Origin of the sequence: Fictibacillus enclensis, from assembly GCF_001457035.1 — a bacterium.
Taxonomy (GTDB): Bacteria; Bacillota; Bacilli; order Bacillales; family Fictibacillaceae; genus Fictibacillus_C; species Fictibacillus_C enclensis.
Map to the genome: position 1 here is coordinate 38,481 of NZ_KQ758623.1, position 14,912 is coordinate 53,392.

Sequence of the window (14,912 nt, forward strand, 5' to 3'; positions counted from 1 at the left end):
GACGTGGGTCAAAAAGTAAATCCGATAGGACTACGTATTGGCGTTATTCGTGACTGGGATTCAAAATGGTACGCTGATAAAGACTATGCTGATCTATTACACGAAGATCTTAAAATTCGTAAATATATCGAAAAACGACTAAAAGACGCGGCTGTATCCGGTGTTGAAATCGAGCGTGCAGCAAACCGCGTAAATATCACGATCAAAACTGCTAAGCCTGGTATGGTTATCGGTAAGGGTGGTACTGAAGTTGAAGCACTTCGTAAAGCACTTAACGAACTAACTGGCAAGCGAGTACACGTAAACATTTTTGAAATCAAGCAAGCGGATGTTGATGCTAAGCTTGTTGCCGAAAATATTGCTCGTCAATTGGAAAACCGTGTGTCTTTCCGCCGTGCAATGAAGCAATCAATCCAACGTTCTATGCGTGCTGGAGCAAAAGGTATCAAGACTGAAGTTTCCGGACGTCTTGGTGGAGCTGATATCGCTCGTTCAGAATCTTACAGTGAAGGAACTGTTCCTCTTCATACCCTTCGTGCAGACATCGACTATGGAACTGCAGAAGCTGACACAACTTACGGTAAAATCGGTGTGAAAATCTGGATCTACCGTGGGGAAGTCCTTCCAACAAGAGGAACGAAAAAAGAGGAAGGAGGCAAATAATATGTTATTGCCAAAACGTGTTAAATACCGCCGTGAACACCGCGGAAAAATGCGCGGACGTGCAAAAGGTGGCGCTGAAATAGCATTCGGCGAATATGGTTTACAAGCTATTGAAGCATCTTGGATTACTAACCGTCAGATCGAAGCAGCTCGTATCGCGATGACTCGTTATATGAAGCGTGGCGGTAAAGTATGGATCAAAATTTTCCCGTCAAAGCCTTACACAGCTAAGCCTCTAGAAGTTCGAATGGGTTCCGGTAAAGGGGCACCCGAAGGATGGGTTGCTGTAGTAAAACCAGGAAAAATTATGTTTGAAATCGCTGGTGTATCTGAAGAAGTAGCTCGTGAAGCACTTCGTCTTGCTGCACACAAGCTTCCAATCAAATGTAAATTTGTAAAACGCGAAGAAGTGGGTGGTGACACTAATGAAGGCTAATGATATCCGTAACATGACCACTGCTGAAGTCGAACAAAACGCTAAGTCTCTAAAAGAAGAGCTTTTCAATCTTCGTTTTCAACTCGCTACAGGTCAATTAGAAAACCCTGCCCGCATTCGTGAAGTTCGTAAAGCAATTGCCCGTGCAAAAACTGTTTTACGTGAAAGAGAGCTAGGGATTACTAACGCTTAATATTGAGAGGAGGTTCGCACAATGAGTGAACGAAATCAACGTAAAGTTTATCTTGGCCGTGTAGTTTCTGACAAGATGGACAAAACAATCACTGTGCTTGTAGAGACTTACAAAAAGCACCCTTTATATAACAAGCGTGTTAAGTACTCTAAAAAGTTCAAAGCTCATGATGAAAACAACACTGCAAAAGTGAATGATTTGGTAAGAATCATGGAAACTCGTCCGCTTTCTAAAGACAAGCGTTTCCGTTTGGTAGAAGTGGTTGAAGAAGCAGTAGTTATTTAATATATGTTCGGATCGAAAATGTATCCGAAAGGAGGTCAATTCGCATGATTCAACAAGAGACTCGTTTAAAAGTAGCTGACAACTCTGGTGCTCGTGAGTTATTATGCATTAAAGTTCTTGGCGGCTCTGGACGCAAATACGCTAACGTTGGTGACATCATCGTCTGTTCTGTAAAATCCGCAACACCAGGCGGCGTTGTTAAGAAAGGTGACGTTGTTAAAGCGGTAGTTGTTCGCACAAAACGCGGAATGCACCGTAACGACGGATCCACTATCCGTTTTGACGAGAACGCAGCAGTAATCGTTCGTGATGATAAAGGTCCTCGTGGTACTCGTATCTTTGGACCAGTTGCTCGTGAACTTCGTGACAAACAGTTCATGAAGATCGTTTCACTTGCTCCAGAAGTGCTTTAATATCAATAGAATGCAAGGCTCAAATCTGCAGGCTTGTAAGGAGGTGCAACACGCTCATGCCAATGCATGTTAAAAAAGGCGATAAAGTACAAGTGATTTCCGGTAAGGATAAAGGCAAACAAGGAGTAATTCTTGAAGCTTATCCGAAACAAAATCGTGTCCTTGTAGAAGGCGTTAATATCGTTAAGAAACACTCGAAACCGTCTCAGGCTAATCCACAAGGTGGAATCGTAAGCCTAGAAGCTCCGGTTCATGTTTCTAACGTAATGCCTCTAGATCCAAAGACAAACGTTCCTACCCGTGTAGGATACAAAGAAGTCGATGGTAAAAAAGTTCGTGTAGCTAAATCAGGTGAAGTTTTAGATAAATAATCGCAGTGAAAGGAGGGCATCTTGATGAACCGTCTACAAGAGCGTTATAAAAGTGAGATTGTTCCTTCTCTAGTAGAGAAGTTTAACTACACTTCTGTAATGGAAGTTCCAAAGATCGAAAAAATCGTAATCAACATGGGTGTTGGTGACGCAGTTTCCAACTCTAAAGTGCTGGATACAGCTGTTGAAGAACTAACTACAATCGCTGGTCAAAAGCCAGTTATTACTCGTGCTAAGAAATCTATCGCAGGCTTCAAGCTTCGTGAAGGGATGCCAATCGGTACAAAAGTTACTCTTCGCGGAGAGCGCATGTATGATTTCTTAGACAAACTAATCGCAGTTGCACTTCCACGTGTACGTGACTTCCGTGGTATTTCAAAGAAAGCTTTTGATGGCCGTGGTAACTACACTCTTGGTGTTAAAGAACAATTGATCTTCCCAGAGATCGATTACGATAAAGTAAATAAAGTTCGCGGTATGGACATCGTTATCGTAACGACTGCCAACACGGACGAAGAGGCTCGTGAGCTATTGACTCAAGTAGGAATGCCTTTCCAAAAATAATCTTTAAGCCAAAGGAGGTAAACCCGTGGCAAAGAAATCTATGATTGCTAAGCAACAACGCCAGCAAAAGTTCAAAGTGCAGGAATACACTCGCTGTGAACGATGCGGGCGTCCTCATTCAGTCATCCGCAAGTTTAAACTCTGCCGTATTTGCTTTAGAGAACTTGCTTATAAAGGTCAAATTCCTGGTGTTAAAAAAGCCAGCTGGTAATACCCTGAACAAAGGGAAGGAGGTAAATATCAATGGTCATGACAGATCCAATTGCAGATATGCTTACTCGTATTCGCAACGCTAACACCGTTCGTCACGATAAATTAGAGGTTCCTGGTTCTACAATTAAAAAAGAGATCGCAGAAATCCTCAAGCGTGAAGGTTTTGTACGCGATGTAGAATACATTGAAGATAATAAACAAGGGATGATTCGCATCTTCCTTAAATACGGTTCTAACAATGAGCGTGTAATTACTGGTCTTAAGAGAATCAGTAAGCCTGGACTTCGTGTATACGCAAAATCAACTGAACTTCCACGAGTACTTGGAGGATTGGGGATTGCGCTTGTATCCACTTCAAAAGGCATTCTAACTGACAAAGAAGCTCGCCAGCAACAAGTCGGCGGCGAAGTATTAGCATACGTTTGGTAAAATTTTAGCAGCGAATGGAGGTGTCATTATGTCTCGCATAGGTAATAAACCTGTTGAGATCCCAAGCGGCGTAACAGTTGATGTGAAGGATAACTTCGTAACTGTTAAAGGTCCAAAGGGAGAACTAACTCGACAATTCAGCAAAGATATTAAAATTAACGTGGCTGAAAGCACAATCACTTTTGAACGCCCGAGCGATCACAAAGAGCACCGTGCTTTACACGGAACAACTAGAAGCGTACTTAACAACATGGTTATCGGTGTTACTAACGGCTACGAAAGAGCACTCGAAATCATTGGTGTAGGTTACCGTGCATCTAAATCTGGAAACAAACTGATCCTTAACGTTGGATACTCTCACCCAGTAGAAATCGTTCCTGAAAACGGAATCGACATCGATGTTCCTTCTAACACAAGAGTGGTAGTTAAAGGTATCGATAAGCAGCGTGTTGGTGAAGTTGCAGCAAACATCCGTTCAATCCGTTCTCCAGAGCCTTACAAAGGTAAAGGAATTCGTTATGAAGGTGAGTTTGTACGACGTAAAGAAGGTAAGACTGGTAAATAAGACCGGTTAAGAAGTTAGCGGAAAGGAGTGCATAGGATGATCACTAAAGCGGATAAAAATGTCGCTCGTAAAAAAAGACATGCTCGTGTTCGCCGCTCTGTAATCGGAACAGCAGAACGTCCTCGTTTGAACGTATTCCGTTCTAGCAAGCACATTTATGCTCAACTGATCGACGATGTGAACGGAGTAACAATCGCATCTGCCTCTTCTATGGATAAAGAAGCAGGTATCGAAAACGGCGGTAACGTTGAAGCAGCGAAAGCAGTCGGCGAAGCTATTGCTAAGCGTGGTTCAGAAAATGGCGTTAAAGTAGTAGTATTCGACCGTGGCGGTTATTTATATCATGGACGTGTAAAAGCATTAGCTGATGCAGCCCGTGAGGCTGGGTTAGAATTTTAATAGAAGGAGGGAAACTGATGCGTATCGACCCTAATAAACTTGAACTTGAAGAACGTGTCGTAACGGTCAACCGTGTAGCGAAGGTTGTAAAAGGTGGACGTCGTTTCCGCTTTGCTGCAGTTGTTGTCGTTGGTGACAAAAATGGTCATGTCGGATTTGGTACTGGTAAAGCTCAAGAGGTACCAGATGCGATCCGCAAAGCAATTGAAGACGCAAAGAAAAATCTTATTACAGTACCAGTTGTTCGTACAACAATCCCTCACCAAATTACAGGACAATTTGGCGCAGGAAAAGTATTGCTTAAGCCTGCTTCCGAGGGTACTGGAGTTATCGCAGGTGGACCTGTCCGTGCGGTACTAGAACTTGCTGGAGTAGCTGATATTCTTTCTAAATCACTTGGATCTAACAACCCAATCAACATGGTGCGTGCTACGATCGAAGGATTAAGAAATCTTAAACGTGCTGAGGACGTTGCGAAACTTCGCGGCAAATCAGTCGAAGAGCTTTTAGGTTAAGGAGGGAACAGTAGATGGCTAAGAAATTAGAAATCACCCTCACACGCAGTGTTATCGGACGTCCTGAGAATCAGCGTGTAACTGTTAAGACTTTAGGTCTTAGAAAAATGCATCAAACGGTTGTACACGAAGACAACCAAGCTATCCGTGGTATGGTTAACAAGGTATCTCACCTTGTAACTGTAAACGAAATCGACGCGTAAAACGCTAATAAAATCATGAGGAGGTGCTCACATGAAACTTCATGAGTTGAAACCAGCTGAAGGATCCCGTTCAACACGCAACCGCGTAGGACGTGGTATCGGTTCAGGAAATGGTAAAACAAGTGGTCGTGGACACAAAGGTCAAAAAGCACGTTCTGGTGGCGGAGTTCGTCCTGGATTTGAGGGTGGACAAAACCCATTAGCACGTCGTTTGCCTAAACGTGGATTCACAAACCCAACTCGCAAAGAGTACTCAATTGTTAATCTTGAAAAGCTTACACGTTTTGAAGAAGGTACAGAGGTAACTCCGGAACTTCTTATCGAGACTGGTGTGGTAAGCAAAGAAAACAGCGGCATTAAAGTGTTAGGAAATGGCAAGTTAGGAGTTAAGCTTACAGTTAAGGCCCATAAGTTCTCCGCTTCTGCTAAAGAAGCGATTGAAGCGGCCGGCGGAAAAACTGAGGTGATTTAATGTTCCGGACAATCTCCAACATTATGCGTGTGGGTGATCTCAGAAACAAGATTCTATTTACACTTTTGATGCTGATCGTTTTCAGGATCGGAACGTTTATTCCTGTTCCAGGTGTGAATCGCGAGGTCCTTAAGTTTGGTACTGAAAATAACGCAAGTATTTTTGGATTCTTGAACACGTTCGGTGGTGGAGCATTAAAAAACTTCTCCATCTTTGCAATGGGTATCATGCCATACATTACAGCATCAATCATTGTTCAGCTGCTTCAAATGGATGTGGTTCCTAAGTTCACAGAGTGGAGTAAACAAGGGGAAGTGGGCCGACGCAAGCTGGCTCAGTTCACCAGATACGGAACGATTGTCCTTGGATTTATCCAGGCCATCGGGATGTCTATCGGGTTTAACAACCTGTTCCCTGGACTGATTTCAAACCCTGGAATCATGACGTATTTGTTTATTGCGTTGGTGTTGACTGCCGGAACTTCCTTTTTGATGTGGTTAGGTGAGCAGATTACCCTTAAGGGAATCGGAAATGGGATTTCCGTTCTCATTTTCGCGGGGATTGTCGCAGCTATTCCTACAGCTGTTAACCAGATATATGCAGCGCAATTCAAAGGCGCAAACGATCAGATGTTTATGCACATTGTAACTGTACTTCTGTTACTGGTAGCTATTATTTTAATCGTTGTCGGCGTTATCTACATTCAACAAGGTTTACGTAAGATCCCGATTCAGTATGCAAAACGCGTCGTCGGTACAAACCCTGTTGGCGGCCAATCCACGCATTTGCCGATTAAAGTCAACGCGGCAGGAGTTATCCCGGTTATCTTTGCGATTTCCCTGATTATTACTCCTCGTACGATTGCCGGCTTTTTCGAGCAAAACGATATAACAAAGTGGATTGTCAGCACGTTTGACTACACCCAGCCAGTCGGAATGATTTTATATGCGCTTTTAATTATTGGATTTTCGTACTTCTACACGTTCATTCAGGTCAATCCAGAGCAAATGGCTGATAACTTGAAGAAACAGGGTGGTTACATCCCGGGTATTCGTCCAGGAGCAAACACCCAATCGTATATTACGAAAATTTTATATCGATTAACTTTTGTAGGATCTCTATTCCTTGCGTTTATCGCTATTCTCCCGGTAATCTTTACAGCAATTCCAGGGCTCAACCTTCCGTCTTCGATTCAGATTGGCGGCACGAGCTTACTGATTGTTGTAGGTGTGGCATTAGACACGATGAAGCAGATTGAAAGCCAGTTGATTAAACGGCATTACAAAGGCTTCATTAAGTAGAGGAAAGGGAAGACGTCTTCTTCCCTCAAACCCTCGGTCTATTGGCAAGATTAGTGAGTATGGAGGGATTAGATGTATCTTGTATTGATGGGATTGCCTGGTGCCGGAAAAGGGACACAGGCAGAACAAATTGTTGAGCAGTACGGCATTCCCCATATCTCAACAGGAGATATGTTCAGGGCTGCAATCAAGGAAGGCACTCCTCTTGGTCTGAAGGCAAAGTCATATATGGATTCCGGTAACTTGGTTCCGGATGATGTAACGATCGGAATTGTCCGTGAACGTCTTGCCAAAGATGACTGTGAGAAGGGATACCTGCTTGATGGTTTTCCTCGGACTGTTGCTCAGGCCGAAGCGCTTGAGGACATCACGTCTGAGCTGGATCGCCGAATCGATTATGTACTCAACATCTCTGTAGAAAAAGATCAGTTGATGCAGCGATTGACCGGCCGCCGGATTTGTCCGGTATGCGGAACCACTTATCACATCATTTTCAATCCTCCAAAAGTGGATGGGAAATGTGATAAGGATGGGGCTGACTTAATCCAGCGCGAAGATGACAACGAAGAAACGGTTCGTACTCGCTTGGAAGTAAACATGGAGCAATCCAAACCATTATTGGATTTCTATAAGGGTAAAGGCTACCTCAAGAATATTGATGGTGACCAGGAAATCAATAAAGTCTATGCAGACATTAACGAACTTATCGGAGGGCTGGCAAAATGATTATCTGCAAAACGCCGCGGGAGATCGATCTCATGCGGGAAGCAGGGAGAATCGTTGCCCTAACTCACGAGGAGTTAAAGAAACACATTAAACCTGGTGTGACAACAAAAGAGCTGGATAACATTGCTGAAAAGTTTATTCGCAGCCAGGGTGCAATCCCTTCATTCAAGGATTATAATGGATTTACGGGAAGCATCTGTACTTCCGTGAATGAAGAGCTTGTACATGGAATTCCGGGAAAGCGTGTATTGAACCATGGCGACATTATCTCTTTGGATATAGGGGCGAAATACAAAGGCTACCACGGCGATTCTGCCTGGACTTACGGAGTCGGAGAGATCTCGGAAGAGTCTCGAAAGCTTCTTGATGTAACTGAGCAATCTCTTTTCAAAGGATTGGAGAAAGCGAAGGCAGGTGCCAGACTTACAGATATCTCCCATGAGATTCAAGTATATGCAGAGGCTGAAGGGTTTTCTGTTGTACGCGAATACGTGGGGCATGGAGTCGGCCAGGAATTGCATGAAGATCCGCAAATTCCTCATTATGGACCGCCCGGTAAAGGGCCGATCCTGAAAAAAGGAATGGTCTTGGCCATCGAGCCGATGATCAATGCCGGATCTCGTTATGTTAAAACATTATCCGATAACTGGACGGTTGTGACAACGGATGGCAAATGGTGTGCTCATTTTGAACATACTGTGGCCATTACGGAGGAAGGATACGAAATCCTAACAAAGATCTAGGTGAAGGTGATATAATGGTTAGCGATTCTGAATCGATGCCTCAGATAGGACAGATGGTTCGAATCATAAAGGGAAGAGACGCAGAGAAATTAGGTGTCATCGTAAATATCCTGGATGATCGCTTTGTACTTGTCGCAGATGGCGATAAGCGCAAATATGATCGCGCCAAACGTAAAAACCTGATTCACTTAGAACTTCTTGATTTTATTTCTCCGGAAGTTGCAAGAAGCATTCTTGAAACAGGCCGTGTAACAAATGGCAAACTACGGTACGCAGTAGCGAAGTTTTCCGACGAGAAAGTCATTGCTCTGAAGAAGGGAGACCATATCGATGGCTAAAGACGATGTAATTGAGGTAGAAGGTACGGTTATCGAACCACTGCCAAACGCCATGTTCCGAGTGGAGCTTGAGAATGGACATAAAATTCTAGCACATGTTTCCGGAAAGATCCGCATGCACTACATTCGGATTTTACCAGGAGATAAAGTTACCGTAGAATTGTCTCCATATGACTTATCACGTGGTCGTATAACGTATCGCTTTAAATAAAAAATCGTACTCCGTGACATAAGGAGGTTTAAAAAAATGAAGGTTAGACCATCAGTCAAACCCATTTGTGAAAAGTGTAAAGTTATTCGTCGTAGAGGAACTGTAATGGTGATCTGCGAAAACCCTAAACACAAGCAAAAACAAGGTTAATCTAAGGAGGTGCTACATTATGGCACGTATTGCAGGAGTCGACGTTCCACGCGATAAGCGAGTTGTCATTTCGCTAACTTACATCTTTGGAATCGGTAAAGCGAAAGCTCAACAAGTTCTTGCTGAAGCTGGTGTATCTGAAGAAACTCGCGTTCGTGATCTTACAGAAGATGAATTGAATAAAATCCGTGAAGCAATCGACAAGATTAAAGTTGAAGGTGACCTTCGTCGTGAAGTATCCCTTAACATCAAACGTCTAATCGAGATCGGCAGCTTCCGTGGAATCCGCCACCGTCGCGGTCTTCCAGTTCGCGGTCAAAATACGAAGAACAACTCTCGTACTCGTAAAGGACCTCGTCGTACAGTAGCGAATAAGAAAAAGTAAGTAAAGGAGGTAAACTCTAATGGCGAAGCAACAACGTAAAACAAACACTCGTAAACGTCGTGTGAAAAAGAATGTTGAGACCGGTATCGCGCATATCCGTTCTACATTCAACAACACAATCATTACGATTACTGATACTCACGGGAACGCAATCTCTTGGGCTACATCTGGCCACATGGGATTCAAAGGTTCTCGTAAATCAACTCCATTCGCAGCACAAATGGCAGCTGAAACTGCTGGTAAGACTGCAATGGAAAATGGCATGAAAACACTAGAGGTTTCTGTTAAAGGCCCTGGTGCTGGCCGTGAAGCTGCGATTCGTGCCCTTCAAGCGGTAGGTCTAGAAGTAACAGCTATTCGCGATGTTACACCTGTTCCTCATAACGGATGCCGTCCTCCAAAACGCCGCCGCGTGTAACTTTAGTTACACTCTGCGGTATATTATATGTATAACCTGTCTATAATGGGTATGTATAATATAAGATTTGGTGAAGAACACTAATTAGTTGTTTTAGTCGGGAATGCCATTGGGGAATTTCGGCTGGGCAATTCGCCCGAAGTCGAGGTTCGACGTTTGAAGGAGGGTTTAGTTGAATGATCGAAATCGAAAAGCCAAGAATTGAAACGGTTGAAATCAGCGACGATGCCACATATGGAAAGTTTGTTGTTGAACCACTTGAACGTGGATATGGTACTACACTGGGCAACTCCTTACGTCGTATCCTATTATCCTCACTGCCTGGTGCAGCTGTTACATCCATTCAGATTAATGGCGTGTTGCATGAGTTCTCTACAGTAGAAGGTGTGGTGGAAGATGTAACTACCATCATCCTTAACCTGAAGAAGCTTGCAATGAAGATTTATTCTGATGAAGATAAGACATTGGAAATAGATGTACAGGGTGAGGGAGTCGTTACAGCTGGTGATATTACACATGATAGTGATGTAGAGATTCTGAATCCGGATCTTCACATTGCCACTCTTGCGGAAGGTGCTCATTTCCAAATGAAGCTGAATGCGAGAAGAGGCCGCGGTTATGTACAAGCGGAAGGCAATAAGTCAGAAGATCTTCCAATCGGAGTTATTCCGGTTGATTCTATCTACACACCGATCTCCCGTGTAAACTACCAGGTTGAAAATACTCGCGTTGGACAAGTGACAAATTACGATAAACTCACATTTGACATTTGGACAGATGGAAGCATCCGTCCTGAAGAGGCAGTTTCTCTTGGAGCGAAGATCATTACCGAACATTTGAATATCTTTGTCGGACTAACCGATCAAGCGCAAAAAGCAGAAATTATGGTTGAAAAAGAAGAAGACCAAAAGGAAAAAGTTCTTGAAATGACGATTGAAGAACTTGATCTTTCTGTGCGTTCTTACAACTGCCTTAAACGCGCTGGTATTAATACAGTTCAAGAACTTGCTAATAAATCAGAAGAAGACATGATGAAAGTACGCAACCTCGGTAAGAAGTCTCTTGAAGAAGTTCAGGAGAAACTTGACGAGCTTGGGCTTTCCTTACGTGCTGACGATTAATCTGACAGACTAGAATTTGCTTTTTCACAGGTGACTGTTACTTGTAACAGCCTCCCTGTCTGCAAAAAGCACAGAAGGAGGGAATAGACATGGCATACCAAAAGTTGGGTCGTGTTTCAGCTGTTCGCCGCGCAATGCTGCGTGACTTGGCAACAGACTTAATTATCAACGATCGTATTGAAACAACAGAAGCGCGTGCTAAGGAAGTACGTAAATTTGTTGAGAAGATGATCACGCTTGGTAAGCGTGGAGACCTTCACGCACGCCGTCAAGCTGCAAGCTTCGTTCGCAATGAAGTAGCTAACGAAGAATCTGGCCAAAAGGCACTTCAAAAACTATTTAGTGACCTTGGACCTCGTTATGCAGAGCGTAATGGTGGTTACACTCGTATCGCTAAGATCGGTCCTCGCCGTGGTGACGGTGCACCAATGGTCATCATTGAATTAGTTTAATAATGAATAAAGGGCGGGACAGGGTCATTACGATCGTTTCTTGCCCTTTTTTTATGTTTTAAAATGCATTTATCAATAGAGCTGAGCTGAGGGGGAGAAAAACGTGAAGGAACTCATTACAGTTAACAACGTTTCCTTCCAGTACCCGAGTGAGGACGACTTGACTCTGACAGAATTGAGCCTCTCGGTGTACAAAGGAGAATGGCTGGCGATCGTCGGCCATAACGGTTCTGGGAAATCTACATTGGCCAAGCTGCTCAATGGACTTCTTCTGCCTACCTCAGGAGAAGTTAAGGTAGAGGACTATACAACCGCAAATGAAAAAGAGCTCTGGGAGATCAGAAGGCGGGTCGGCATCGTTTTTCAGAATCCGGACAACCAGTTTGTCGGGACAAGCGTAAGAGACGATGTGGCATTCGGCCTTGAGAACTTTGGAGTGCCCCGTGATGAAATGATCGAGCGCATACAAACGAGTATTGCCCGAGTGAACATGCAGGACTTTATCGAGAGTGAGCCCCATCATCTTTCTGGAGGGCAAAAACAGCGAGTGGCCATTGCAGGCATTATCGCCCAAAAGCCATCCATCATTATTCTGGACGAAGCGACGTCCATGCTTGATCCGATGGGCCGCAAGGAAGTTATTGATACAGTGAAACAGCTGAATGAGGAAGAAGGAATTACCGTCATTTCCATCACTCATGACCTGGAAGAAGCCGTACGCGCTGACAGGGTGATTGTGATGAAACAAGGAGCCATTCTGACTACCGGCAGTCCACGGGAAGTGTTTCAGAACGAAGCGCTGCTGCTGGATGCAGGGCTTGATCTTCCATTTTCGCTTAAACTTGGACTAGCGCTCAGGGACTATGGCGTCAGCCTGAAAGAACAACATTTGACACAGGAAGAATTGGTGGATGCATTATGGACATTAAAATCAGCGGATTGACCCATCGCTACAAAGCAGGAACGCCCTTTGAGCGGCTTGCCCTCCATGATGTCAGCCTGTCCATCCCCTCGGGGACATTCCTTGCTGTCATCGGCCACACCGGTTCAGGCAAATCAACCTTGATTCAGCATTTGAATGGGCTATTAAAGCCATCTGAAGGAACCATTAAAGTAGGGGACCTCACGATTGCTGCCGGAGGAAAGAAAAAACAGCTGAAGGCACTCCGCAAACGGGTGGGAATTGTCTTTCAATATCCTGAACATCAGCTGTTTGATGAAACGGTGGAAAAAGACGTTATGTTCGGACCGATGAACTTTGGCCAAAGCGAAGAGGCGGCCAGAGCGGCAGCGCATGAGATGATTAAGCTTGTCGGACTTCCTGTCGAGGTGCTTCAGAAGTCACCCTTTGATCTCAGCGGAGGACAGATGCGCCGGGTAGCTATAGCCGGAGTGCTCGCCATGGAGCCTGACGTCTTGATTCTGGATGAACCGACAGCGGGTCTTGATCCGCGTGGAAGAAAAGAAATTATGGATTTGTTCCGTACCCTTCATGATCAAAGGAACATGACGACCATCCTTGTCACGCATTCCATGGAGGATGCGGCTTATTATGCAGATCGCATTCTTGTTATGGAAAAAGGGTCCACCTATCTTGAAGGGACCCCTGCTGAAATCTTTGCTAAACGGGAAGAACTTCAGGCGGTCGGCCTGGATGTTCCTGAAACCGTTCAGTTTTTGCTGAGGTGGCAGGGGAAGACCGGTAAACCGGCAGAGATGTCGTCATTTACCATTGAGGACACAGCCAAGGCCATCTCTGCCGACTTTGGCAAAGGAGGGTCCACATGTTAGATAATGTGATCATCGGCCAGTATATACCGGGCACCTCCGTACTTCACAAAATGGATCCGCGGGCAAAGCTTCTTGGCATCTTTGTGTTTATCTTTGTTGTCTTTTTGGCTAACAACTGGCTGACCTACGGGATCCTCGGTGTGTTTGCAGTGGCTGCGATCCTGTTGTCGCAAGTCTCACTCCGTTATATGTATAAAGGCCTGAAGCCGATCTTTTTTATTGTAATCTTTACGTTCGTCCTGCACATCCTTATGACCAAGCAGGGAGAGGTGGTCTATGACCTGGGATGGCTGAAAATCTACAACGGCGGGGTGAAGCAGGGTGTCTTCATTTCCCTGCGGCTGGTGTATCTTGTCCTTGTCACATCTCTTTTGACATTGACGACCACACCAATCGATATTACGGACGGACTTGAATACCTGCTGGCCCCGTTTAAAAAGATCAAGCTCCCTGTTCACGAGTTTGCTCTTATGATGTCAATCTCCCTCCGTTTTATTCCGACCCTGCTTCAGGAGACAGAGAAGATCATGAAGGCCCAGATGGCCCGTGGTGCGGAGTTTACCGCAGGACCAATTAAAGAGCGGGTCAAAGCCTTTGTGCCGCTTCTGGTACCCTTATTTATCTCTTCATTTAAGCGGGCGGAAGACCTGGCTCTGGCCATGGAAGCACGCGGCTACCGTGGAGGAGAAGGAAGGACAAGGCTCCGTGTTCTCCACTGGAGGTTCAGGGATACAGGAGCGCTTTTGCTGCTGGTGATTCTGGCGGCTGTGCTGGTTGTTTTAAGGACGCATGGGTAAAGGAGAGTTTGAGGTATGCAGCGCTGGAAAGCGACCGTAAGCTACGACGGCACTCAATTTGCCGGGTATCAGGTCCAGCCTGGAGCCCGCACGGTTCAGGGGGAGATTGAAAAAAGCCTGTCCAAAATGCATAAAGGGACCTCTGTAAGAATTTCCGCTTCCGGAAGAACGGATGCAGGGGTACATGCCATCGGGCAGGTGTTCCACTTTGACAGCCCGCTTGCCATTGTCCCGGAACGATGGCAAAAGGCGGTGAATGCCCTGTTGCCGGCCGACATTCGTATCCTGGAAGTGGAAGCAGTGCCTTTGGACTTTCATGCGCGTTTCAGTGCGGTAGAGAAGGAATATCATTACCGGCTGATGACAAGCGGCGAACCGGATGTTTTTCGGCGGAACTATGCCTCCCATTTCCCTTATCCACTGGATCATACGGCGATCCAGGAAGCCATGGGGATCTTCATGGGCACCCATGATTTTACGTCGTTTTCCTCGGCCCGCTCGGAAGTGGAAGATAAGGTAAGGACCATTACCATGTTTGAGCTGGTAACAGCGGGAGACGAGCTTATTTTTAAAGTGCGGGGCAACGGCTTTTTATATAACATGGTCCGGATAATGGCCGGTACGCTTTTGGATGCCGGACAGGGCAAAATTCAGCCGGAGGAAATCCGTTCCATGCTCGCGGAAAAGGACAGAAGCGCCGCAGGTAAAACGGCACCGCCGCACGGTTTGTACTTATATCGCGTCACCTATAAATGATG

General features: G+C 45.1%; 28 protein-coding genes. All 28 read left to right on the plus strand.

What is annotated here, in order from left to right; genetic code table 11:
• The first annotated feature begins 3 nt into the window (after positions 1-3).
• The 28 genes from rpsC (at position 4) to truA (ending at position 14,910) form a co-directional block, all read left to right on the plus strand.
• Positions 4-663, plus strand: coding sequence for a 30S ribosomal protein S3 (rpsC, locus tag AS030_RS21720; RefSeq protein WP_061975680.1), 660 nt, complete (start codon positions 4-6; stop codon positions 661-663).
• 1 nt (position 664) lies between these two features.
• The gene (gene rplP, locus AS030_RS21725) at positions 665-1,099 is read left to right on the plus strand and encodes a 50S ribosomal protein L16 (protein WP_061975682.1); all 435 of its coding nucleotides are present in this window, start codon (positions 665-667) and stop codon (positions 1,097-1,099) included.
• Positions 1,089-1,292 carry a 50S ribosomal protein L29 gene (gene rpmC, locus AS030_RS21730; protein WP_061975685.1) on the plus strand — a complete coding sequence of 68 codons (204 nt, stop codon included), beginning with the start codon at positions 1,089-1,091 and terminating at the stop codon, positions 1,290-1,292. The genes rplP and rpmC overlap by 11 nt, the downstream gene beginning before the upstream one ends.
• Before the next feature lie 21 nt (positions 1,293-1,313).
• Positions 1,314-1,577, plus strand: a complete 264-nt coding sequence (rpsQ, locus tag AS030_RS21735) for a 30S ribosomal protein S17 (RefSeq protein ID WP_061975687.1) — start codon at positions 1,314-1,316, stop codon at positions 1,575-1,577.
• A 44-nt stretch (positions 1,578-1,621) separates the two neighbouring features.
• Complete coding sequence (gene rplN / locus AS030_RS21740) at positions 1,622-1,990, plus strand: 50S ribosomal protein L14 (protein WP_061975689.1); 369 nt, start codon at positions 1,622-1,624, stop codon at positions 1,988-1,990.
• Between the two features lie 62 nt (positions 1,991-2,052).
• Positions 2,053-2,361: a 50S ribosomal protein L24 gene (gene rplX / locus AS030_RS21745; protein WP_061975769.1), complete on the plus strand. Its 309-nt coding sequence runs from the start codon at positions 2,053-2,055 to the stop codon at positions 2,359-2,361.
• A 24-nt stretch (positions 2,362-2,385) separates the two neighbouring features.
• Positions 2,386-2,925, plus strand: coding sequence for a 50S ribosomal protein L5 (gene rplE, locus AS030_RS21750; RefSeq protein WP_061975691.1), 540 nt, complete (start codon positions 2,386-2,388; stop codon positions 2,923-2,925).
• Positions 2,926-2,950: 25 nt separating this feature from the next.
• Positions 2,951-3,136, plus strand: coding sequence for a 30S ribosomal protein S14 (gene rpsN, locus AS030_RS21755; protein ID WP_007203538.1), 186 nt, complete (start codon positions 2,951-2,953; stop codon positions 3,134-3,136).
• A 32-nt stretch (positions 3,137-3,168) separates the two neighbouring features.
• The gene (gene rpsH, locus AS030_RS21760) at positions 3,169-3,567 is read left to right on the plus strand and encodes a 30S ribosomal protein S8 (RefSeq protein WP_061975693.1); all 399 of its coding nucleotides are present in this window, start codon (positions 3,169-3,171) and stop codon (positions 3,565-3,567) included.
• 28 nt (positions 3,568-3,595) lie between these two features.
• Positions 3,596-4,132, plus strand: coding sequence for a 50S ribosomal protein L6 (gene rplF, locus AS030_RS21765; protein WP_061975696.1), 537 nt, complete (start codon positions 3,596-3,598; stop codon positions 4,130-4,132).
• A gap of 36 nt (positions 4,133-4,168) precedes the next feature.
• Complete coding sequence (gene rplR, locus AS030_RS21770) at positions 4,169-4,531, plus strand: 50S ribosomal protein L18 (protein WP_061975699.1); 363 nt, start codon at positions 4,169-4,171, stop codon at positions 4,529-4,531.
• A 14-nt stretch (positions 4,532-4,545) separates the two neighbouring features.
• Entirely contained in the window at positions 4,546-5,046 is a 501-nt protein-coding gene (gene rpsE / locus AS030_RS21775; protein WP_074440648.1) for a 30S ribosomal protein S5, read from the plus strand.
• Positions 5,047-5,060: 14 nt separating this feature from the next.
• Positions 5,061-5,249: a 50S ribosomal protein L30 gene (gene rpmD, locus AS030_RS21780; RefSeq protein ID WP_061975703.1), complete on the plus strand. Its 189-nt coding sequence runs from the start codon at positions 5,061-5,063 to the stop codon at positions 5,247-5,249.
• A gap of 31 nt (positions 5,250-5,280) precedes the next feature.
• Complete coding sequence (rplO, locus tag AS030_RS21785; protein WP_061975705.1) at positions 5,281-5,721, plus strand: 50S ribosomal protein L15; 441 nt, start codon at positions 5,281-5,283, stop codon at positions 5,719-5,721.
• Entirely contained in the window at positions 5,721-7,022 is a 1,302-nt protein-coding gene (gene secY / locus AS030_RS21790; protein WP_061975707.1) for a preprotein translocase subunit SecY, read from the plus strand. Before rplO ends, secY begins: the two co-directional genes overlap by 1 nt.
• A gap of 72 nt (positions 7,023-7,094) precedes the next feature.
• Complete coding sequence (locus tag AS030_RS21795; protein ID WP_061975709.1) at positions 7,095-7,748, plus strand: adenylate kinase; 654 nt, start codon at positions 7,095-7,097, stop codon at positions 7,746-7,748.
• Positions 7,745-8,491, plus strand: a complete 747-nt coding sequence (map, locus tag AS030_RS21800; protein ID WP_061975711.1) for a type I methionyl aminopeptidase — start codon at positions 7,745-7,747, stop codon at positions 8,489-8,491. The genes AS030_RS21795 and map overlap by 4 nt, the downstream gene beginning before the upstream one ends.
• A gap of 14 nt (positions 8,492-8,505) precedes the next feature.
• Positions 8,506-8,829 carry a KOW domain-containing RNA-binding protein gene (locus AS030_RS21805; protein ID WP_061975713.1) on the plus strand — a complete coding sequence of 108 codons (324 nt, stop codon included), beginning with the start codon at positions 8,506-8,508 and terminating at the stop codon, positions 8,827-8,829.
• Entirely contained in the window at positions 8,822-9,040 is a 219-nt protein-coding gene (gene infA, locus AS030_RS21810) for a translation initiation factor IF-1 (protein WP_007203527.1), read from the plus strand. Before AS030_RS21805 ends, infA begins: the two co-directional genes overlap by 8 nt.
• Positions 9,041-9,076: 36 nt before the next feature.
• Positions 9,077-9,190, plus strand: coding sequence for a 50S ribosomal protein L36 (rpmJ, locus tag AS030_RS21815; RefSeq protein ID WP_007203526.1), 114 nt, complete (start codon positions 9,077-9,079; stop codon positions 9,188-9,190).
• Positions 9,191-9,209: 19 nt separating this feature from the next.
• The gene (rpsM, locus tag AS030_RS21820) at positions 9,210-9,575 is read left to right on the plus strand and encodes a 30S ribosomal protein S13 (RefSeq protein ID WP_061975715.1); all 366 of its coding nucleotides are present in this window, start codon (positions 9,210-9,212) and stop codon (positions 9,573-9,575) included.
• A 19-nt stretch (positions 9,576-9,594) separates the two neighbouring features.
• A complete protein-coding gene (gene rpsK, locus AS030_RS21825) occupies positions 9,595-9,993 on the plus strand; it encodes a 30S ribosomal protein S11 (RefSeq protein ID WP_061975716.1) in 399 nt (132 codons plus the stop codon).
• Between the two features lie 176 nt (positions 9,994-10,169).
• Positions 10,170-11,114 (plus strand): DNA-directed RNA polymerase subunit alpha, encoded by a 945-nt coding sequence (locus AS030_RS21830; protein ID WP_061975719.1) that lies wholly within the window; start codon positions 10,170-10,172, stop codon positions 11,112-11,114.
• Positions 11,115-11,203: 89 nt separating this feature from the next.
• A complete protein-coding gene (rplQ, locus tag AS030_RS21835; RefSeq protein ID WP_061975721.1) occupies positions 11,204-11,566 on the plus strand; it encodes a 50S ribosomal protein L17 in 363 nt (120 codons plus the stop codon).
• Positions 11,567-11,669: 103 nt separating this feature from the next.
• Positions 11,670-12,509: an energy-coupling factor ABC transporter ATP-binding protein gene (locus AS030_RS21840; RefSeq protein ID WP_061975723.1), complete on the plus strand. Its 840-nt coding sequence runs from the start codon at positions 11,670-11,672 to the stop codon at positions 12,507-12,509.
• Positions 12,485-13,357, plus strand: a complete 873-nt coding sequence (locus AS030_RS21845; RefSeq protein ID WP_061975725.1) for an energy-coupling factor ABC transporter ATP-binding protein — start codon at positions 12,485-12,487, stop codon at positions 13,355-13,357. Before AS030_RS21840 ends, AS030_RS21845 begins: the two co-directional genes overlap by 25 nt.
• Complete coding sequence (locus AS030_RS21850; protein WP_061975727.1) at positions 13,351-14,154, plus strand: energy-coupling factor transporter transmembrane component T family protein; 804 nt, start codon at positions 13,351-13,353, stop codon at positions 14,152-14,154. The genes AS030_RS21845 and AS030_RS21850 overlap by 7 nt, the downstream gene beginning before the upstream one ends.
• A 15-nt stretch (positions 14,155-14,169) precedes the next feature.
• Complete coding sequence (truA, locus tag AS030_RS21855) at positions 14,170-14,910, plus strand: tRNA pseudouridine(38-40) synthase TruA (RefSeq protein WP_061975729.1); 741 nt, start codon at positions 14,170-14,172, stop codon at positions 14,908-14,910.
• Positions 14,911-14,912 lie beyond the last annotated feature (2 nt).